Source organism: Streptomyces coacervatus, assembly GCF_029223485.1.
Lineage (GTDB): Bacteria > Actinomycetota > Actinomycetes > Streptomycetales > Streptomycetaceae > Streptomyces > Streptomyces coacervatus.
Genome location: NZ_JARHTP010000014.1, coordinates 160,263 through 180,380 on the forward strand (window position 1 = coordinate 160,263; position 20,118 = coordinate 180,380).

General features: G+C 69.4%; 14 protein-coding genes. 11 read left to right on the forward strand and 3 right to left on the reverse strand.

Annotated elements, in window-relative coordinates:
* The first annotated feature begins 3 nt into the window (after nt 1-3).
* From P2Q00_RS31475 to P2Q00_RS31495, 5 genes are all read left to right on the forward strand, one after another.
* A complete protein-coding gene (locus tag P2Q00_RS31475; RefSeq protein ID WP_275776688.1) occupies nt 4-1,158 on the forward strand; it encodes an ABC transporter ATP-binding protein in 1,155 nt (384 codons plus the stop codon).
* Nucleotides 1,158-2,081, forward strand: coding sequence for an ABC transporter permease (locus tag P2Q00_RS31480; RefSeq protein ID WP_275776690.1), 924 nt, complete (start codon nt 1,158-1,160; stop codon nt 2,079-2,081). Before P2Q00_RS31475 ends, P2Q00_RS31480 begins: the two co-directional genes overlap by 1 nt.
* Nucleotides 2,082-2,882, forward strand: a complete 801-nt coding sequence (locus P2Q00_RS31485; protein ID WP_275776691.1) for an ABC transporter permease — start codon at nt 2,082-2,084, stop codon at nt 2,880-2,882. It abuts the gene before it with no gap.
* 40 nt (nt 2,883-2,922) lie between these two features.
* Complete coding sequence (locus P2Q00_RS31490; protein WP_275776692.1) at nt 2,923-4,350, forward strand: NAD(P)/FAD-dependent oxidoreductase; 1,428 nt, start codon at nt 2,923-2,925, stop codon at nt 4,348-4,350.
* A 162-nt stretch (nt 4,351-4,512) separates the two neighbouring features.
* Complete coding sequence (locus P2Q00_RS31495) at nt 4,513-4,965, forward strand: bifunctional DNA primase/polymerase (RefSeq protein WP_275776694.1); 453 nt, start codon at nt 4,513-4,515, stop codon at nt 4,963-4,965.
* An 83-nt stretch (nt 4,966-5,048) separates the two neighbouring features.
* On the opposite strand, the gene P2Q00_RS31500 is transcribed toward P2Q00_RS31495, so the two are convergent.
* Both P2Q00_RS31500 and gabT read right to left on the reverse strand, forming a co-directional pair.
* Nucleotides 5,049-5,873, reverse strand: a complete 825-nt coding sequence (locus P2Q00_RS31500; protein ID WP_275776695.1) for a phosphatase PAP2 family protein — start codon at nt 5,871-5,873, stop codon at nt 5,049-5,051.
* Nucleotides 5,874-6,094: 221 nt separating this feature from the next.
* Nucleotides 6,095-7,429: a 4-aminobutyrate--2-oxoglutarate transaminase gene (gabT, locus tag P2Q00_RS31505; RefSeq protein WP_275776697.1), complete on the reverse strand. Its 1,335-nt coding sequence runs from the start codon at nt 7,427-7,429 to the stop codon at nt 6,095-6,097.
* 249 nt (nt 7,430-7,678) lie between these two features.
* On the opposite strand from gabT, the gene P2Q00_RS31510 reads away from it, so the two are divergent.
* The 3 genes from P2Q00_RS31510 to P2Q00_RS31520 all read left to right on the forward strand — a co-directional run bounded on the left by P2Q00_RS31510 (nt 7,679) and on the right by P2Q00_RS31520 (nt 13,094).
* The gene (locus P2Q00_RS31510; protein WP_275776699.1) at nt 7,679-9,802 is read left to right on the forward strand and encodes an ATP-binding protein; all 2,124 of its coding nucleotides are present in this window, start codon (nt 7,679-7,681) and stop codon (nt 9,800-9,802) included.
* Nucleotides 9,803-9,940: 138 nt separating this feature from the next.
* Entirely contained in the window at nt 9,941-11,554 is a 1,614-nt protein-coding gene (locus P2Q00_RS31515) for a PucR family transcriptional regulator (protein WP_275776701.1), read from the forward strand.
* Nucleotides 11,555-11,648: 94 nt separating this feature from the next.
* Nucleotides 11,649-13,094 (forward strand): aldehyde dehydrogenase family protein, encoded by a 1,446-nt coding sequence (locus P2Q00_RS31520; RefSeq protein ID WP_275776703.1) that lies wholly within the window; start codon nt 11,649-11,651, stop codon nt 13,092-13,094.
* A gap of 123 nt (nt 13,095-13,217) precedes the next feature.
* Here P2Q00_RS31520 and P2Q00_RS31525 read toward each other — a convergent pair whose 3' ends face one another.
* Nucleotides 13,218-16,079 (reverse strand): glycoside hydrolase family 3 C-terminal domain-containing protein, encoded by a 2,862-nt coding sequence (locus P2Q00_RS31525; protein WP_275776705.1) that lies wholly within the window; start codon nt 16,077-16,079, stop codon nt 13,218-13,220.
* A gap of 339 nt (nt 16,080-16,418) precedes the next feature.
* Between P2Q00_RS31525 and P2Q00_RS31530 the strand changes: the two genes are divergently transcribed.
* From P2Q00_RS31530 to P2Q00_RS31540, 3 genes are read left to right on the forward strand one after another with little or no spacing between them, the layout of a single operon-like run.
* Nucleotides 16,419-18,113, forward strand: a complete 1,695-nt coding sequence (locus tag P2Q00_RS31530; RefSeq protein ID WP_275776707.1) for an extracellular solute-binding protein — start codon at nt 16,419-16,421, stop codon at nt 18,111-18,113.
* Between the two features lie 27 nt (nt 18,114-18,140).
* Nucleotides 18,141-19,181: an ABC transporter permease gene (locus P2Q00_RS31535; RefSeq protein WP_275776709.1), complete on the forward strand. Its 1,041-nt coding sequence runs from the start codon at nt 18,141-18,143 to the stop codon at nt 19,179-19,181.
* The gene (locus tag P2Q00_RS31540) at nt 19,178-20,116 is read left to right on the forward strand and encodes a carbohydrate ABC transporter permease (protein ID WP_275776711.1); all 939 of its coding nucleotides are present in this window, start codon (nt 19,178-19,180) and stop codon (nt 20,114-20,116) included. The genes P2Q00_RS31535 and P2Q00_RS31540 overlap by 4 nt, the downstream gene beginning before the upstream one ends.
* Nucleotides 20,117-20,118: the final 2 nt, after the last annotated feature.

The window sequence follows — 20,118 nt, forward strand, 5'->3', positions numbered from 1 at the left end:
AAGATGACGACCACAGACAACAGCGGCGACGTCCGCCTCTCCGGGATCAGCAAGACCTACGGCGCCTTCACCGCCGTACACCCGCTCGACCTGACCGTCCCGCAGGGCTCCTTCTTCGCCCTGCTCGGCGCCTCCGGCTGCGGCAAGACCACCACCCTGCGCATGATCGCCGGCCTGGAGGAGCCCACCGGCGGCACCGTCCACCTCGGCGACCAGGAGGTCACCCACCTGCCGCCGTACAAGCGTCCGGTGAACACGGTCTTCCAGTCCTACGCCCTCTTCCCGCACCTCGACATCTTCGAGAACGTCGCCTTCGGTCTGCGCCGGCGCGGCATCAAGTCGGTGAAGAAGCAGGTCGAGGACATGCTCGACCTCGTCCAGCTGGGAGAGCAGGCCCGTAAGAAGCCGCACCAGCTCTCCGGCGGCCAGCAGCAGCGTGTCGCGGTGGCCCGCGCGCTGATCAACCACCCCAAGGTGCTTCTGCTCGACGAGCCCCTCGGCGCCCTCGACCTCAAGCTGCGCCGCCAGATGCAGCTGGAGCTCAAGCGCATCCAGACCGAGGTCGGCATCACCTTCATCCATGTCACGCACGACCAGGAGGAGGCCATGACCATGGCCGACACGGTCGCCGTGATGAACGCGGGCCGCGTCGAACAGCTCGGCTCGCCCGCCGATCTCTACGAGAACCCGAACACCACCTTCGTCGCCAACTTCCTCGGCACCTCGAATCTGATCGAGGCCGAGGTCGACACCAAGAACGGCGACGACATCGTCCTCAAGGCGGGCGGCGGCAAGCTGGTCCTCCCCGAGGCGCGATGTTCCGCGCCGACGACGACCGGCGGCAAGGTGCTGGTCGGCGTCCGCCCGGAGAAGATCTCCCTCACCCACGCCGACGACGCGGGCGAGATCGCCGAGAACCGCAACCGGATCACCGGCCGGATCGCCGACTCCAGTTTCATCGGCGTCTCCACGCAGTACGTCATCGACAGCCCGGTCTGCCCGGAGTTCGAGGTCTACGCGCAGAACATCGACCGCGACACCCGGCTGGTGCCCGGCGCCGAGGTCGTCCTGCACTGGAACCCGGCGCACACCTTCGGCCTGGACGCCGCGCAGGACATCGACGCCGGCGTCGCCGAGGTCGAGGAGGACGCCGCCTGATGGCCGCCGTCACCGAGGCGCCACCCCTGGCGCCGGCCCCCGAGAAGAAGCCCCCGCGCAAACGGGGCCGCCTGGTGCCGTACTGGCTCCTGCTCCCCGGCATCCTCTGGCTGATCGTCTTCTTCGCGCTGCCGATGATCTACCAGGCCTCCACGTCCGTGCAGACGGGCTCCCTGGAGGAGGGCTACAAGGTCACCTGGCACTTCGCCACCTACTGGGACGCGCTGTCCGAGTACTGGCCGCAGTTCCTGCGCTCGGTCCTGTACGCGGCCGCCGCGACCGTCCTGTGTCTGGTGCTGGGCTACCCGCTGGCGTATCTGATCGCCTTCCGCGCGGGCCGCTGGCGGAACCTGATCATGGTCCTGGTGATCGCGCCGTTCTTCACCAGCTTCCTGATCCGCACCCTCGCCTGGAAGACGATCCTCGCCGACAGCGGCCCGGTGGTGAGCACCCTCAACACGCTGCACGTCCTGGACGTCACCAACTGGCTCGGCTGGACCTCCGGCGACCGCGTGCTGGCCACGCCGCTCGCGGTGGTCTGCGGACTGACGTACAACTTCCTGCCGTTCATGATCCTGCCGCTGTACACCTCGCTGGAGCGCATCGACGGACGGCTGCACGAGGCGGCCGGTGATCTGTACGCCAAGCCCTGGACCACCTTCCGCAAGGTGACCTTCCCGCTGTCGATGCCGGGCGTCGTCTCCGGCACGCTGCTGACCTTCATCCCGGCGGCCGGCGACTACGTCAACGCCGAACTCCTCGGCTCGACCGACACCCGCATGATCGGAAACGTCATCCAGACCCAGTTCCTGCGGATTCTGGACTATCCGACGGCCGCGGCCCTCTCCTTCATCCTCATGGCCGCGATCCTCTTCATGGTCACCTTCTACATTCGCAAGTCCGGGACGGAGGATCTGGTTTAAATGTCCGTCCTCAACTGGCTCAAGCGCCATCTCGTCGTCATCGCGGGACTGCTGACACTCGGATATCTGCTGCTGCCGAACGTCGTCGTCACGGTGTTCTCCTTCAACAAACCGAAGGGGCGCTTCAACTACCAATGGCAGCAGTTCTCCACGGACGCGTGGAAGGACCCGTGCGGCGTCGCCGACATGTGCGGCTCGCTCTCGATCAGCCTCCAGATCGCCTTCTGGGCGACGATCGGCGCCACGGTTCTCGGCACGATGATCGCCTTCGCACTGGTCCGCTACCGGTTCCGCGCGCGGGGCACCGTGAACTCGCTGATCTTCCTGCCGATGGCGATGCCCGAGGTCGTCATGGCGGCCTCACTGCTCACCCTGTTCCTCAACCTGGGTGCGCAGCTGGGCTTCTGGACGATCCTGATCGCCCACATCATGTTCTGCCTCAGCTTCGTCGTCGTCGCCGTCAAGGCGCGCGTGATGTCGATGGACCCGCGCCTGGAGCAGGCCGCCCAGGATCTCTACGCCGGCCCGGCGCAGACCTTCCTGCGCGTCACCCTGCCCATCGCGGCCCCCGGGATCGCCGCGGGTGCGCTCCTGTCCTTCGCGCTCTCCTTCGACGATTTCATCATCACCAATTTCAACGCGGGCTCGACCGTCACCTTCCCCATGTTCGTCTGGGGCTCGGCACAGCGCGGAACGCCCGTTCAGATCAATGTCATCGGTACGGCCATGTTCCTCGTCGCCGTACTGTTGGTCCTTTCCTCGATGCTCATCGGGAATCGTCGCAACAAGCAAAAGGCGTAATCGCAAAACACCTGCACAACGCCTGTAGGGAGTTGAAATCATGGCCCCAAGCGCCATGAGTCGTGGCAACAACTGGACAAAGTCTCTTTCTGACGCACAGCCCGTCCCGTACTGGCTGGAAGACCCCGGCAAGCCCCACCCCGAGCCCGCGCTCACCGGCGCCGAGACCTGCGATCTGCTGGTGGTCGGCGGCGGCTACAGCGGACTGTGGACCGCGCTGATCGCCAAGGAGCGCGACCCGGGACGGGATGTCGTTCTGCTGGAAGGCCGCGAGGTGGGCTGGGCCGCCTCGGGCCGCAACGGCGGCTTCTGCGCCGCCTCCCTCACCCACGGCCTGCCCAACGGCCTGGCCCGCTGGCCGGAGGAGATCCACAAGCTTCAGGAGCTGGGCGCCCGCAACCTCGACGAGATCGAGAAGGCGGTCGCCCGCCACTCCCTGGACTGCGACTTCGAGCGCACCGGAGAGATCGACGTCGCGACCGAGACGTACCAGGCCCGGGAACTGCGCGACTGGTACGAGGAGATGGAGCGCGAGGGCCTCGCCGACGGCATCGAGTTCCTGGACGCCGAAGCGGTGCGGGAACAAGTCGACTCACCGACATTCCAGGCGGGCCTGTGGGACCGCCAGGGCGTCGCCATGCTCCACCCCGCCAAGCTCGCCTGGGGCCTCAAGCGAGCCTGCCTCGCCCTCGGCGTCCGTATCCACGAGCGCACCCCGGCCCTCACCCTCAAGCCGTACGGCGCCGGCATGGCCGTACGCACCCCCTACGGCTCAGTCCGCGCCCGCAAGGTCGCGCTCGGCACCAACATCTTCCCGAACCTGCTCAAGCGGGTACGGGCGTACACCGTCCCCGTCTACGACTACGCGCTGATGACCGAGCCGCTGAGCGACGAGCAGCTGACGTCCATCGGCTGGAAGAACCGCCAGGGACTCGGGGACAGCGCCAACCAGTTCCACTACTTCCGGCTCTCCGCCGACAACCGCATCCTGTGGGGCGGTTACGACGCGATCCACCACTACGGCGGCCGGGTGCGCGCCGAGTACGACGACCGGCCGGAGACGTACGCCAAGCTCGCCGGGCACTTCTTCACCTGCTTCCCGCAGCTGGAGGGCGTCCGCTTCACGCACGCGTGGGGCGGCGCCATCGACACCTGCTCGCGCTTCTCGGCGTTCTTCGGCACCGCTCACCACGGCAATGTCGCCTACGCGGCGGGCTACACGGGCCTCGGCGTGGGCGCCACCCGCTTCGGTGCCGAGGTGATGTTGGACCTGCTGGCGGGGGAGACCACGGAGCGGACGTCGCTGGAGATGGTCCGCAAGAAGCCCCTGCCGTTCCCGCCCGAGCCCTTCGCCTGGACCGGCATCGCGCTCACCAAGTGGTCGCTGGCCCGCGCGGATTCGCATGGCGGCCGCCGCAACCTCTGGCTGCGGACGATGGACCGGCTGGGCCTCGGCTTCGACAGCTGAGTACGAGTCCGGGGTGCGATTCCCGAGTGTGATCCCTGAGTGTGATCCCTGAGTGTGATCCAGCTCACTTCAACTGGGTGTGGAAACCCGCGTAATGCCCGCCGGAGACCTCCCTCTCTCCCGTGACGCGACCAGCGTCCAGGAGAGACAGGAGGTCTCCTCATGGCTGGGGCGAACACGGCGGTCGAGTGGCTGGCGTCCGTTGCTCCGGATCCCGAGGCCTGCCGCTGGGAGTGGGAGCGCAATCCCCTGGGGATCGCGCTGCTGCCCGCAGGCAAGGCCTGGGACGTACTCATCCTGCCTGGCGAACTCGGCTATCCCACGCTCGACGTCCTCACCCGTTTCCTCGACCGGCCCGGCCCGGTGCTGGTCGACTTCGGCGACGCCCGCATGGGCTTCTTCGTGCCGCCGGGCACCGCGGCCCGCTGGCTCGGCACCGGCATCCGTACGGCAGGAGCCGGCACCTGGATCGTGGTGCCGTACCCGGGACGCTCGACCGGCGGCGTCCGCTGGCTGGTCCCCCCGGACGGCTCGGGCACCCTCACGGATCCCGCGCTCCTCGAACTGGCGATGCACGAGGCGGCGGCGGGCCTGGCGCGCGAGGAGGACACATGACGGGCGTCTGATGGTCAGAGGTCTATGCAGAGGTCTATGCAGAGGGCACAGACGGCCTGGACGGACGATCTACGACAGACGGTTCACGCAGACTTGCCGCATTCGCGTCGGCCCCCCCTGAGGCCGACGCGGACCAGGAAAAGCCGAAGAGACGCGAGCAGCACCGTGCACAGACACCAGCTGGCCACGACGTCCAGAGGCCAGTGATAGCCGCGCCGCACCAGCCCGAACCCGACCGCGAGGTTGACGACGGCGCAGGCGACGAGCAGCGCGCGGCGGGCGTACGTGGTGCGCAGCCAGGGGAGCAGGAGCAGGGTTGCCGAGCCGTAGGCGACGGCGGCCGTCGCGGTGTGGCCGGACGGGTAGTAGCCGGTGCCAGGGGGCACGACGGGGGTGCCCGGCCGGTCGATCAGTTCTTTGAGGGGGACGATCAGCGCCGGGACCAGCGCCATCAGGAGGGCGGCCGCGAGGGGCGGCAGCCACCAGCGGTACGCCCCCGCCGCACGGCTCCGCCAGGCCACGTAGACCAGGGCGACGACGAGCAAGGGCACCGCGACCTGGACATTGCCCAGGTCGGCGAGGAGTTCGGAGAACCGGTCCGGGTGCGCGAGAGCGCCGCTGACCCGCCGGTCAACGCGCAGCAGCAGGCCGTTGGACACGACCTGCCAGGTGATCAGCGCGAAGAGGAGGGCGGGAAGCCCGAGAAGGAGAAGAAAGGAGGTCGGCCGCCCCGGAACAGGGGGGGTAGTTCCGAGGCGGCCGATCAGATCGGATCGACGCCCACCCCGGGGGGTTTGGGGCGGGCGACTGTCCGATCGGTGAGGAGATCCGGAGCCGGAAGCTCCGGTTGTGTGCGCGAGGGCACGACCAGGTCGTAGCTGGGGAGGCCACGGCCTGAAATCGCCCACAGTCCCCTGTGAGCGGGGTGTATCTCTCATCTGGGTAGAACCTACGGCAGGGGGTGGGCGGAAGACAGGCGGAATCGCGTCCCGCCATCCACCTCGCACACGTTCTTCACACGGCCTGACGCCGGCCGCCCCGGCCCCGGAATCGCGGTGGATGCCAGGGCTGGGGCGGGTGGTGCGCATGGGACGTGCATCCTGTGTGTGAGCTGCGGATTCCGCTTGGCTCAGATCCGCGCGAAGGCCTGCTCGATGATGTCGAGACCCTCGTTCAGGAGGTCCTCGCCGATGACCAGCGGGGGCAGGAAACGCAGGACGTTGCCGTAGGTGCCACAGGTCAGGACCAGCAGGCCCTCCTGGTGGCAGGCCTTGGCGAGCGCGGCGGTCGCCTCCGGGTTCGGCTCCTTGGTCGTACGGTCCTTGACCAGCTCGATGGCGATCATCGCGCCCCGGCCGCGGACATCGCCGATGATGTCGAACTTCTCGGCCATTGCGGTGAGGCGGGCCTTCATGACCGCCTCGATGTTCTTCGCCCTGGCGTTGAGGTCGAGCTCCTTCATCGTCTCGATGGAGCCGAGCGCACCGGCGCAGGCGACGGGGTTGCCGCCGTAGGTGCCGCCCAGGCCGCCCGCGTGTGCGGCGTCCATGATCTCGGCGCGGCCGGTGACGGCGGCGAGCGGCAGGCCGCCCGCGATGCCCTTGGCGGTGGTGATCAGGTCGGGGACGATGCCCTCGTCCTCGCACGCGAACCACTGGCCGGTGCGGCAGAAGCCGGACTGGATCTCGTCCGCGACGAATACGATCCCGTTGTCGGCGGCGAACTTCCGGACCGCGGGCAGGAAGCCCTTGGCCGGCTCGATGAAGCCGCCCTCGCCGAGCACCGGCTCGATGATGATCGCGGCGACGTTGTCCGGGCCGACCTGCTTGGTGATCTGGTCGATGGCCTGCGCGGCGGCCTCGGGACCGGCGTTCTCCGGACCGGTCGGCCAGCGGTAGCCGTACGCGACCGGTACCCGGTACACCTCGGGCGCGAACGGCCCGAAGCCGTGCTTGTACGGCATGTTCTTCGAGGTCAGGGCCATCGTCAGGTTGGTGCGGCCGTGGTAGCCGTGGTCGAAGACGACGACGGCCTGGCGCTTGGTGTAGGCACGGGCGATCTTGACGGCGTTCTCGACGGCCTCGGCGCCGCTGTTGAACAGCGCGGACTTCTTGGCGTGGTCACCCGGGGTGAGCTCGGCGAGGGCCTCGGCGACCTCCACATAGCCCTCGTACGGGGTGACCATGAAACAGGTGTGGGTGAAGTCGGCGAGCTGCGCGGAGGCCCGGCGTACGACGGCCTCGGCGGACGCGCCGACGGACGTCACCGCGATACCGGAACCGAAGTCGATGAGCCGGTTCCCGTCGACGTCCTCGATGATCCCGCCGCCCGCGCGCGCGGTGAACACGGGCAGCACGGAGCCCACGCCCTGCGCGACCGCGGCGGTACGGCGGGCCTGCAGTTCCTGCGACTTGGGGCCGGGGATGGCGGTGACGATCCGGCGCTCCTGCGGAAGTGCACTCATGAGGGGCTCCTGGGGTTTCACGGGGTTTTACGGATGGGCTTCGGCGACTCTTGTCTTCTTTTCTCGCAGGTTAGGACCGGGGACGGGGGGTGGGCATGCTCCATGTGGGCGCTGTCGCGGGTTCGGGTTGTCCGCCGTGGACATGGCGCCCGCCACGGGGCCCGGCCGCGTAAGCGGTGAACTCCCCGTGCCGGGGCGTTAGATTGACCGCTGACGGTGGACGGAACGGCTGGTCAGGGAACGAGGGCGATGGACAGCGACGGGACGCAGGACGCACGGGGTACGCATGCGAATCCTGTGCCGCGTCCGGCACGTCCGCCACAGGTGCCGCCGCGGCCCACGGAAGCCCCCGGCATGCCGCCGCGGCCGGACGGATCGGCGTTCCTGACGTGGCTGCGGGCGCCGCGGCCGGAGGCGGCGCCCGGGGTGTGGCGGTTCGGGCATCGGCCGCGGCCGGAGGAGGAGCCGGAGAACATTCCGGGGCGGCAGTTGATCAGTGGGGCCGTGATTGCGTTTCTGGTGGGCTGGCTGATCTGGTCCCTGCTCCAGAACGGCTATCTGGGTGGCTGGTGGTGGGTTCCGCTCTTTCTGATCACCCCCGACTCCTGGCGCGGTGACAACAGCGACCTCGGCCCGACGGGCACCACCTTCCTCTACTACGGCTACGAGGTGCTCGTCGCGTTGATCATCATGGTCGTCGTGGGCAAACTCGGTCGCTGGGGCGAGGTGTGGCGCCGCTTCATCGCCCCACACCTGCGGCGCCCACAGCGCCAGGAATCGGTGCCTACCCCTACGGACGACCCCGCACAATGGCCCGCCCTCCGCGCAGCCGGCGCCGTGGACGCCGCCGAGCGGCTTGCCGCGGAGGCCCACTCCGGTCTGATGCGGGACGTGGACCACGCCCGGATCGTCCGCGCCTGGCAGGGCGTGCGCACCGGCCGGCACACCCTCGCCGCGTTCACCGGCGCCGTGCTCAAGGACGGCGCCGCCGCCTGTCTGCACCCTTCGGGCGAGCGCGACCTGCCGGCCCGGCTCGCCCGGCACGACCTGGTGACCGGGCAGGTACGGCTCGGGACGACGGCCGACGACCCCCGCAACCCGTACGCCTACCGCGGGGCCGGACTCGGTCTAGGCCCTGAACTGCTCGGCACCTCCCTGCTCGCCGTCGGCCCGGCCGGCTCCGGCAAGACCGGCACCGTGGTGCGGCCGCTCGCCGAGTCGCTGTGTCTGCACGCCCTTGCCGGACGCGCCGCGGTCGTCGTGGTCGGCGCGGCCGGCGCCGAGCTCGGCCCCGCCGACGCGTACGACGTCGTCGTACGGATCGGGAATCCGGAATCGGTGTACGACCTGGACCTGTACGGCGGGACGAGCGACCCCGACGAGGCCGCGGCCGTGCTTGCCGAGGCGTTGGTCGGGGACCTTGCCGATCCGCACCCGGGCAGTGACGGCCGCCGGTCCACGACTGTGCTCGCCCAGCTGCTCGGCCCGTTCCGGGCGGTCCACGGCCGCTTCCCCTCCGTGCCGGAGCTGCGGCAGCTGCTCGACGGGGCGCCCGGGCCGCTGGATGCGCTGCGCACGGCGCTGCAGGGCTCCGGGCAGGAGTCGCTGCTGCGTGAACTGGATGCCCGGGAGCGGCAGTTGGGGCAGCCCGGCGATGTTGCGGCCGTGCTGGCGGATCGGGTGGCGCTGCTGGACCGGCCCGCCTTCGCCGGGTTCTTCGACACGTCCGGACAGTCGAAGCCCTTCTCCCTCAAGGCCCTCGACCACCCGGTGCGGGTCCGAATCGACCTGCCCGAGCGCGGGCACGCGGACGCCTCGCGGATGCTGGCGCGGCTGGTGCTCGCCCAGTTCACGGCGAGCGTGGCGGTGCGGGAGGACCGGTCGCTGTTCGCCTGTCTGGTGCTGGACGACGCGACGGGGGTGGTGACCCCGGAGGCGGTGCGCGGGGTCCAGCGGCTGCGGTCGGGGAACGCAGGCGTCGTACTGACCCTGCGGACGCTGGACGACGTGCCGAGGCCACTGCGCGGGCCGCTGCTCGGCTCCACCGGATGCCGTATGGCGCTGTCCGGGCTCACCCCGTGGGACGGGCAGGACTTCGCCGAGGTCTGGGGCAAGGAGTGGACCGAGGCGCGGGACGTCACCGACCGGCAGATCATCGCCGAGACCCCGGCCGGCAAGGCCGTCCATATGCTCCGGCGCGTCATCACCGGCAAGGCGCCCACCGCACGGGCCGTGACCGTCCGCCAGGTAGAGCGGGAGCGCTGGTCGGCGTCCGAGCTGGCGCACGGGGTGCCGCCCGGGCACGCGGTGCTGTCGCTGACGACCGTGAAGGGCGAGCACGCGCCGCCGCTGCTGGTGGATCTGAGGGGTTAGGTCTGGACTTCACGGCACCCGGGGACCGTACGGTGAGGCAGAATCGCCACAGGCCGTTCATACGAGGCGGCCAAAAGATCCACAAGGTTCGCCCGATCCCCGCAGACCTGACCTGACCTGACCTGACCTGAAGGCCTCATGCCCCCGACGCTCGCCTCGCTCGTCCACCACTCCGCGCTCAAACTCACCGTGCGCGCGGGCGAGGACCGCCTCGACGTGCCGGTCCGCTGGGCGCATGTCAGCGAGCTCGCCGATCCCGTGCCGTACATGGAGGGCGGGGAGCTGTTGCTGATCACCGCGCTGAAGCTGGACGCGGAGGATCCGGAGGCGATGCGGCGGTATGTGAAGCGGCTGGTGGGGGCGGGGGTCGTCGGGCTCGGGTTCGCCGTGGGGGTCAATTACGAGGAGATCCCCGAGGCGCTCGTCGACGCGGCGGAGAGCGAGGGCCTGCCGCTGCTGGAGGTGCCGCGCCGCACGCCCTTCCTCGCGATCAGCAAGGCTGTGTCCGCGGCGATCGCTGCCGACCAGTACCGGGCGGTGACGGCGGGTTTCGCCGCACAGCGCGAACTGACCAAGCAGGCGCTGACGGGCGGGCCCGAGGGGGTGCTGTCCGCACTCGCCTCGCAGGTCGACGGGTGGGCGGCGCTCTACGACGCCTCGGGCGCCGTGGTCGCGGCCGCACCGGAGTGGGCGGGGCGGCGGGCCGGGCGGCTGACGGCGGACGTGGAGCGGCTGCGGGAGCGGCCGGCGCCGGCGTCCGCGGTGGTCGGCCCCCCGGACAACGAGGACCGTGTCGAACTGCACTCGCTGGGCACGGGGCGGCGGCCGCGGGCGGCGCTGGCGGTGGGGACGGCGGCGGCGCTCGGCACGGCGGAGCGGTATGCGGTCCACTCGGCGATCGCGCTGCTGACGCTGACGACGGAACGGTCCCGGTCGCTGCACGCGGCGGAACAGCGCATCGGTGCGGCGGTGCTGCGGATGCTGCTCGCGGGGGAGCCGGACCATGCGCGGGCCGTCGCGGGCCACCTGTACGGGGGTCTGCTGGACGCTCCCTTCCGGGTGATCGTCGCCGAGTCGGTCTCCGCGTCCGCCGCACGGGCCGCCGCCGACGCGGGCGGTGATCCGCTGGCCGGGCTCGCCGAGATCGTGGAGTCGGCGGCCGCGCGGGCCGGGGAAGCCGTGCTCGTCGTACCCGAGGGGGAGCGGCTGGTCGTGCTGGCCGCGGACGGGGGTGCGGCGGTCGCCGCCTGCGGGGAGTACGCGGCTGCGGTGGAAGCCGCGCGAGGCGGTGCGGAGGCGGCGCGGGATGCTGCCGGCGGTGACGAGGACGAGCTGGTGGTCGGGCTGTCGGCGCCCGTGGGGCCGATCGCGGCTGCGGCGGCGTACAAGCAGGCCGAGCAGGCGTTGTCGGTGGCCCGGCGGCGGGGGCGGGTGTGCGTGGGGCATGAGCAGCTGGCGGCCGGGTCCGTGCTGCCCTTGTTGGCCGACGACGCGGTGAAGGCGTTCGCGGACGGGTTGCTGCGGCCGCTGTACGAGCATGACGCCACGGGGCGGGGGGATCTGGTGGCCTCGTTGCGGGCGTGGTTGTCGCGGCATGGGCAGTGGGATGCGGCGGCTGCGGATCTGGGGGTTCATCGGCATACGTTGCGGTATCGGATGCGGCGGGTGGAGGAGATTCTGGGGCGGTCGCTGGATGATCCGGATGTGCGGATGGAGTTGTGGCTGGCGTTGAAGGCGACGTCTGCCGAGTAGACAACGTGGGTTTTCGCCCCCGCCTCCACCGCCCTACCGTGGACTCGAACCACCACCCTGCACACACCCCTAACGCGGAAGGGCCGGGACCCACATGACTTCCACCCACGCCTTCTGGCTCGCCGGCCGCCAGGTCACCGGCGAGGACAGCTTCGACGTCACCTCCCCGTGGGACGGCCGCCTCGTCGGCAAGGTGAGCGTGCCGACGGACGCCCAGGTCGAGGAGGCCGTCGCCGCCGCCCACGCCGTCCGCGAGGACTTCGCCGCCACGCCCGCCCATGTCCGCGCCGCCGCCCTCGACCATGTGAGCCGCAGGCTCGTCGAGCGCACCGAGGAGATCGCCCAGCTGATCTCCGCCGAGAACGGCAAGCCGATCAAGTGGGCCAGGGGCGAGGTCGGGCGCGCCGTCTCCGTGTTCCGGTTCGCGGCCGAAGAGGCCCGTCGGTTCAACGGCGGCGAGGCCCAGCGCCTCGACACCGACCTCGGCGGTCAGGGGCGACTGGCCCTCACCCGGCGCTTCCCGAAGGGCGTCGTCCTCGGGATCGCGCCCTTCAACTTCCCGCTCAACCTGTGCGCCCACAAGATCGCCCCGGCGATCGCCGCCGGCGCGCCGATCATCCTCAAGCCGGCGCCCGCCACCCCGCTCTCCGGCCTGATCATCGGTGACCTGCTCGCCGAGACCGACCTCCCGGCGGGCTCCTGGAGCATCCTCCCGGTCGCCAACGACAAGATGCCCGCCCTCGTCCAGGACGAGCGTCTGCCGGTCATCTCCTTCACCGGTTCCGAGAAGGTCGGCTACGCGATCATGGACTCGGTGCCGCGCAAGCACTGCACCCTTGAGCTGGGCGGCAACGGCGCGGCCGTCGTCCTCGGTGACTTCGCCTCCGACGCCGACCTCGACTGGGCCGCCACCCGCATCGCCACCTTCTCCAACTATCAGGGCGGCCAGTCCTGCATCTCCGTGCAGCGGGTCATCGCCGACGCGTCGGTGTACGACCGGCTGCTGCCGCGTATCGTCGCCGCCGTCGAGGCCCAGGTCACCGGTGACCCGGGTGACGACAAGACCGACGTCGGGCCGCTGGTCAGCGAGGACGCCGCGCGGCGCGTCGAGTCGTGGGTGAAGGAGGCCGTCGAGGCCGGGGCGACCCTGCTCACCGGCGGTGACCGCGACGGCGCCTCCTACGCGCCGACTGTCCTCACCGACGTACCGGCCGACACGACGATCTCCTGCGAGGAGGTCTTCGGGCCCGTCCTCACCGTGCAGAAGGTGGACGGGGAGGCCGAGGCCTTCGCCGCCGTCAACTCCTCCAAGTACGGCCTCCAGGCGGGCGTGTTCACGCATGACCTGCAGGTCGCCTTCCGCGCCCACCGTGCCCTTGAGGTCGGCGGCGTCGTCATCGGCGACGTCCCGTCCTACCGCGCCGACCAGATGCCGTACGGCGGCGCCAAGCAGTCCGGGGTCGGCCGCGAGGGCGTGAAGTTCGCGATGGACGACTACACGTACGAGCGGGTGCTGGTGCTCACGGGCCTCGCGCTCTAGCCCCGTTCCTCGGGGCCACACTCTAGCTAATGGGAACCATTTTCATATAGGCTGGCCGAAGAGGCCCGGCACCGATGCCTTCCGGTGCCGGGCCTCTTCTTCAAATCGGCTTCGCCCGGACCCTCAACCGGAGAAGCCGACGTGCGCGAGCCGCAGTGGGCCGCGCAGCCTGATGTGTACGTCGTGCACGCCCTCGGCGACGACGTCGGCGTCGAGTGTGGTGTACGCGTACGGGTCGTCCGAGGCGGTCGTCTCGTCCGGCGCCAGTACGGCGAGCAGTGCGCCGCCGTCCAGGGACAGTTCCAACACGCCGTCGCCCGCCACGGAGACCGTCACCTCCGCGATGCCGTCCCCGAAGTCGCAGTCCCGGTAGATCAGTTCGGCGTTCCGGCCCGTCGCCGGTGTCACCGCGTCGCCCGCCGCCTTCGTACGGTCGACGATCGCGACGCCGCTCTGCTCGTCGAAGTCGACCGCGTTCAGGCCGTGTCGGAGCACGGGGCGCGGGGCGTCGGGCTCGCCGTCCAGGGTCACGGTCGTGCGCAGGCGGATGTCCTCGCTGGAGGCTCCCACCAGTACGTCGTACGGGCCCGGCTCGCGGCGCCATCCGCCGCGGGCCACGTCCCAGAAGTCGAAGGCGGTCAAGGGGACTTCGAAGGACAGGTCCGCCTTCGCGCCGGGCGCGAGGGTGATCCGGCGGTGGGCGAGCAGCTCGCGGCGCGGGCGCGTCACCGTCGGCTCCACGGCACGGGTGTAGAGCTGCGCGACCTCGTCGGCGGTGATGTCGCCGGTGTTGGTGACCGTGAAGGAGACGTGCGCCGCCGCGTCGTCGACCCGCACCGACAGGTCGGCGTAGGAGAAGCTCGCGTACGACAGGCCGTGTCCGAACGGGAACAGCGGCGTCCCCTCGAAGTACAGGTACGTCTGGCGGCCACCGATCACGTCGTAGTCGAAGAGGTCGGGAAGGTCGGCGTCGTCCTCGTACCAGGTCTGCGGGAGGCGGCCCGCGGGGGAGACGTCGCCGGACAGCACCCGGGCCAGGGCGGTGCCCGCGGCCTGGCCGCCGTGCGCGGTCCACAGCACCGCCGGGAGCGCGGCGGTCGCGACCGCGTACGGATACGCGGAGACCAGTGCCAGCACCGTGTTGGGGTTGGTGACACGGGCGGCGCGCAGGATGCGCTCCTGGTGTGCGGGCAGCCGGAGCGTCGTACGGTCCTCGGTCTCGCGGCCGTTGATGTGCGGGTCGTTGCCCGCGACCACCAGCACCACATCCGCCCGCTCAGTGACCTGTGTCACTGCGTCCTCGCCGCGTTCGGTCACGATGAGCTCCCAGACATCCGGCTTCGCCTCCGGTTCCGGATTTCCGTCGGCAACCTTTACTCCGTCGGCGGCGACAGAGACGTGGCGGCCCGTACCGACGTGCCGGAGGAGGTGACCGTTGTCGTGAGGTTCCAGGCGGAAGGTCTCCTGGACGACCCAGCCGCCCGGCTGGTCCGCGGAGGCGCGTACATAGCCGTCGTCGGCCACCGAGAGGTAGCGGCCGTCGGGGGCGCGCAGGGTCAGGATGCCCTCGCCCCAGTCGATCAGCGCGAACTCGGTGCCGGTGGCGTCGGTGGTGAGCGGGGGCAGGTCCGTGCGGCCCGCGAGCAGGGCCGGGTCCAGGGCGCCCTCCGCGCCGCGCACCTCGTCGACGGCATCGGCGGCCGCGGGGACGTGCAGGAACGTACCGGCGGACGTCTTCAGGAGCACCCGGTCCACGCCCTCCGCGAACTCCACGCGCTCGGCGCCGAACCGCTCGTACAGGCCCTCCAGCGGAGTGGAGCGGTGGATGAGGGTGCCGCTGTACCAGTCGAGTTTGCACTCGTCGGCGAGCAGGCCGACGACGGCGATACGGGTGTCGGGGGCCAGCGGCAGCAGACCGTCGTTCTTGAGGAGCACGATCGCCTGCTCCGCCGCTTCCTGGGCGAGCGCGCGGTGGGCCGGGGTGTCGAAGTCCTTGAGGCCGGCGTGCGGGTCGTACAGCGGGTCGAACTCGCCGAGCCGGAAGCGGACGGAGAGCTGGCGGCGGACCGCCGTGTCGATGTCGGCCTCGGTCAACAGCCCGTCGGCGTGGGCCTTCTTGACCCGGGCGATGATCTGCGAACCGTCCGTCCCGTGATCGGTGAAGCTGTCGACGCCCGCGATCAGTGCGGCCGCCGTCGCCTCCTCGTGGGTGTCGTAGTAGTGCTCCAAGTCCACCAGGTTGGAGGGCGCGCCCGCGTCCGAGCAGACCAGCAGATCCTCGTCGGTCCAGGTGCGCAGGTGCTCGCGCAGATACGGGGAGACGTGGTTGGGGCGGCCGTTGACCAGGTTGTACGCCGGCATCACCCCCGCCACCGCACCCGCCTCGACCGCCTCGCGGAAGGCGCGCAGATCGTACTCGTGCAGCACGCGCGGACGGACCGAGGACGACGAAGTAGCCCTGTCCGTCTCGTTGTTGTGGGCCAGCCAGTGCTTGAGGACCGGGGCCGTGCGCCAGTACGTGGGGTGGTCGCCGCGCAGGCCGCGGGTGTACGCGACGGCGATCGCCGAGGTGAGCTTCGGGTCCTCGGAGTAGCCCTCCTCGTTGCGGCCCCACAGAGGGTGGCGCAGCAGGTTCACCGTGGGGGACCAGACGTTGAGGCCGACCCGGTCGTCCTGGGCGTGCATCGCCCGGGCCTCCTTGGACACCGCCTCACCGATGCGGCGTACGAGATCCGTGTTCCAGGTGGCGCCGAGTCCGACGGCCTGCGGGAAGACGGTGGCCGGGCCCATCCAGGCGACACCGTGCAGCGCCTCCTGGCCGGTGCGGAAGGCCTCGATGCCGAGGCGCCCCACCGCGGGCGCGAACTGGTGCAGGAAGGAGATCTTCTCGTCGAGCGTCAGCCGCTGGAGCAGGTCGTCGATGCGCTTCGCGAACGGCAGTTGCGGATCGCGGAACGGCGGCGTGGGCGGCGTCTGTGCGGTCACGTGGGGATCCCCTTGCGATGGAGCGGCGTAGCGCTTTCGAAGCGCTTCGATGCTCATTCGACGAACCTCCGGGTGTCAAGGGGCGCTCACCGATACTTCAAGCAGCGCATAAGAAAAGGTCGTTGGCGATAGCTCGGAGGAATCTTGGAATCGACCCTTGTGCACCCCCAGGCGTTCACTTAACCTCACAGCAACATCGAAGCGCTTCGACTAGGGATCGACCTCCAGAGGTCGAATGCATGGGTCGGAGGAATCGCTTCAGCTCAGCCAGTTCCACTCAAGACACCGCAGCCGACGGCCACCGCCGGGTGTCCTGGTGCGCCATGAAGGGTTGACGCAATGACGCCGAACGCCGCTTCCGCCTCCTCCGGGCCCAGCCGGAGAAGCTTCCTCGCCTCCACTGCGGTCGTCACCGCAGCGGTGGCGGGCGGGATGCCGCTGCTTGCCGCCTGCGGCGGTTCGGACAGCGGCTCCCGCGGAGGCACCACCTCCGGCAAGGACGCGAAGAAGCTGCTGCCGGCGTACGTCGCGAGCAACGTGGTGACGCCCGACATCCCCGCCAAGAACGGCTCGGCGATGGGCTTCACCCGCGAGCTGGCGATCGCCGACCTCAAGACCTCCGTCCCGAAGAAGCTCGGCAGGGGCGGCAAGGTCACCATCATGTCGCCGTTCTGGGGCTCGCCGCCGAAGGGCGACAACCCCTACTACACGGCGATGAACAGCCTCATCGGCGTCGACGTCGTCTGGCAGAACCAGGACGGCAACACCTACGACCAGAAGCTCGGCGCGGTCCTCGCCTCCAGCGACATCCCGGACGTGGTGGTCGTCCCCAGCTGGAACATGGGCGGCAAGATACCCAGCGCCATCACCGGCAAGTTCGCCGACCTCGGCCCGTATCTGTCCGGGGACAAGGCCAAGGAGTACCCGAACCTCGCGGCGATCCCGACGGACGCCTGGCAGCGCTCGATCTTCGGCGGTCAGCTGCGCGGACTGCCGCAGCCGGGCCCGTACGTCACGGGCATCGTGCCGCTCTACCGCAAGGACCTCTTCGACAAGGCGGGCTACACGATCCCCAAGTCCGCCGACGAGTTCACGGCGCTCTGCAAGGAGATCACCAGCCCCAAGGCCAAGCGCTGGGCCTGCGGTGACATGAAATGGACCGCGTTCAACATCTTCGGCGTGATGTCCGGCTCGGAGAAGCCGCTCGGCTGGAACCTCGTCGACGGCAAGATGATCTACCGCATCGAGACCCCCGAATATCTTGAGGCGCTGGAGTGGACCCGCAAGCTGTTCGCCGCCGGGTACGTCCACCCCGACTTCAAGTTGGGCAAGAGCCAGGCCACCGACCCCAGCCCCAAGTTCGCCGCCGGCGAGTTCCTGATCTGGAACAACAACATCGTCAACTGGTACGGGCAGCAGGCCGCCCAGGCCACCCAGAACCCGAGCTTCAAGATCTGGGGCATGGACCTCTTCGGCCACGACGGCGGCAACCCGACCCTGTGGGCCGAGCAGCCGGCCGGCATCTTCGCCTTCGTCAGCAAGAAGGCCTCCGAGTCCGTCATCCGTGATGTGCTGGCCGTCGCCAATGTCACCGCGGCGCCATACGGCACCAAGGAGTGGATGCTGACCAACTACGGCGTCGAGGGCACCCACTACGCGATGAAGAACGGCGTGCCCGTCAAGAACGACAAGGGCAACAACGAGGTCGTCAACGCCTACGTCATGGTCGCGAGCCCGGCCGCCACCATCGCCCACCCCGACTTCCCGGACATCACCAAGGCCAGCGTCGAGTGGCAGCAGCGGATGGGCGCCTTCACCAAGAAGTCGTCCTTCTGGGGCCTGACGATCTCCGAGCCCTCCCGCTTCACCAATCTCTCCAACGACATGGAGCAGATGGAGGACGACGTCGTCCGCGGCCACAAGTCGATCAGCGACATGCAGCAGTGGATCTCCGACTGGAAGAGCAAGGGCGGCGACAAGCTGCGCGACTGGTACAAGAAGCTGCTCGACGAGAACGGCTCGGCGGCGAGCTGACCCGGCACTGAGGCAAGGAGAACCGCCGTGTCCCACAGCACGGTGCCTCGGAGCAGCGCCGAGGCCAGTACGCCGGTGAAGACCCCGGAGGCGTCCGGCGGCGCCACCGGTTCCCGGAACCGGAAGAAGAAGGATCCGGGCAGGCTGAGCCTCGGGCTCAGGTTCAGACGCGACCGCGTCCTGCTCCTGATGACGCTGCCGGCCGTCGTGCTGATCCTGGTCTTCAACTACCTGCCCATCCTCGGCAACGTCGTCGCGTTCCAGGACTACGACCCCTACGTCAGCGACAACGGCATCGTCTCGATGCTGCACAGCCCGTGGGTGGGTCTGGAGAACTTCCAGGCGATCTTCGCGGACTCGGCCTTCTGGAGCGCCGTCCAGAACACACTGGTGCTCTTCTTTCTCCAGCTCGTCCTGTACTTCCCGATCCCGATCCTGCTGGCGCTGCTCATCAACAGCGTGGTCAGGCCCCGGGTACGGGCGTTCTCCCAGGCGATTCTGTATCTGCCGCACTTCTTCTCGTGGGTGCTGGTCATCGCCGTCTTCCAGCAACTCTTCGGCGGGGCAGGCTTGTTGTCGCAATTGCTGCGGCAACACGGCTTCGACGGGCTGGACATCATGACCGACCCGTCGACCTTCAAGCTCCTCGTCACCGCGCAGAGCGTGTGGAAGGACGCCGGGTGGGGGATCATCGTCTTCCTCGCCGCGCTGGCCTCGGTCCCCCCGGACCTGTACGAGGCCGCCGCGATGGACGGTGCCGGGCGCTGGCGGCGGATGTGGCACGTCACGCTTCCGGCGCTGCGGCCGGTGGTCGCCCTGCTGCTGGTGCTGCGCGTGGGCGATGCGCTGACGGTCGGCTTCGAGCAGATCCTCCTGCAGCGCGATGCCGTCGGACCGGGAGCGGCGGAGGTCCTCGACACCTTCGTGTGGTGGAACGGCGTCCGCAACCAGGACTTCGGCTATGCGGCCGCCGCGGGTCTCATCAAGGGCGTTGTCAGCCTCGGACTGGTCCTCGCCGCGAACAAGGTGGCCCATCTCATGGGCGAGCAGGGGGTGTACAAGAAATGACCGCCGTCATCGACAAGCCGTCCGTACGGGAGCCGTCCCGGTGGGCCGCCCCGCCGCGGCCGGTGTGGGAGGAGGAGCCCAGCAGGGCCGGAGTGGCCGGCAAGGGGCTCGTCCTCACCCTCGCCTGTCTGGGGATCCTCTTCCCGCTGTGGATCGTCGTGGTCACCAGCCTGTCCTCCCGCAAGACCATCGACCAGGCGGGCGGCCTGGTGATGGTGCCCAAGGGCATCACCTTCATCGCGTACAAGGAGCTGCTCAGCGGGGGTCAGGTCACCCGGGCCACGATCATCAGCGTGCTCATCACCCTGGTCGGCACACTGTTCTCGATGGCGGTGTCGGTGCTGTGTGCGTACGGGCTGTCCCGGACCGGGTCGCTGGGGCACCGGTGGATCCTGATGGTCCTGCTGGCGACGATGTTCTTCAGTGCTGGTCTGATTCCGACGTATTTGCTCGTGCAGTCTCTTGGGCTGATGGACAGCTATCTGGCGTTGATCCTGCCGAGTGCGATCAGCGTGTTCAACATTCTTGTCCTGCGCGGCTTCTTCATGGGGATCTCGCAGGAACTCATCGACGCGGCGCGGATCGACGGGGCCGGGGACTTCCGGATTCTGTGGCAGATCGTGATGCCGTTGTCGCGTGCGGTGCTGGCCGTTATCACGCTGTTTTATGCCGTGGGGTATTGGAGTGCGTGGTTCAACGCGTCCCTTTATTTGAACGACCAGGACATGATGCCGTTGCAGAACGTCATGATCCAGCTTGTGCAGAAACGGGAAGCCCCAGTTGGGCTGGGACAGGCTATCCGGACTGGGCAGTTGTCGGGGCTGGCGGTGCAGATGGCTGTGATGGTGGTGGCGTTGTTGCCGGTGGCTGTGTTGTCGCCGTTTGTGCAGCGGCATTTCAAGAAGGGCATGTTGACTGGCGCGGTCAAGGGCTGACC

Bases quoted from the DNA above. Each gene is read 5' to 3' on its own strand.
- P2Q00_RS31475 (WP_275776688.1), top strand. From the start codon at position 4: ATGACGACCACAGACAACAGCGGCGACGTCCGCCTCTCCGGGATCAGC.
- P2Q00_RS31480 (WP_275776690.1), top strand. From the start codon at position 1,158: ATGGCCGCCGTCACCGAGGCGCCACCCCTGGCGCCGGCCCCCGAGAAG.
- P2Q00_RS31485 (WP_275776691.1), top strand. From the start codon at position 2,082: ATGTCCGTCCTCAACTGGCTCAAGCGCCATCTCGTCGTCATCGCGGGA.
- P2Q00_RS31490 (WP_275776692.1), top strand. From the start codon at position 2,923: ATGGCCCCAAGCGCCATGAGTCGTGGCAACAACTGGACAAAGTCTCTT.
- P2Q00_RS31495 (WP_275776694.1), top strand. From the start codon at position 4,513: ATGGCTGGGGCGAACACGGCGGTCGAGTGGCTGGCGTCCGTTGCTCCG.
- gabT (WP_275776697.1), bottom strand. From the start codon at position 7,429: ATGAGTGCACTTCCGCAGGAGCGCCGGATCGTCACCGCCATCCCCGGC.
- P2Q00_RS31510 (WP_275776699.1), top strand. From the start codon at position 7,679: ATGGACAGCGACGGGACGCAGGACGCACGGGGTACGCATGCGAATCCT.
- P2Q00_RS31515 (WP_275776701.1), top strand. From the start codon at position 9,941: ATGCCCCCGACGCTCGCCTCGCTCGTCCACCACTCCGCGCTCAAACTC.
- P2Q00_RS31520 (WP_275776703.1), top strand. From the start codon at position 11,649: ATGACTTCCACCCACGCCTTCTGGCTCGCCGGCCGCCAGGTCACCGGC.
- P2Q00_RS31530 (WP_275776707.1), top strand. From the start codon at position 16,419: ATGACGCCGAACGCCGCTTCCGCCTCCTCCGGGCCCAGCCGGAGAAGC.
- P2Q00_RS31540 (WP_275776711.1), top strand. From the start codon at position 19,178: ATGACCGCCGTCATCGACAAGCCGTCCGTACGGGAGCCGTCCCGGTGG.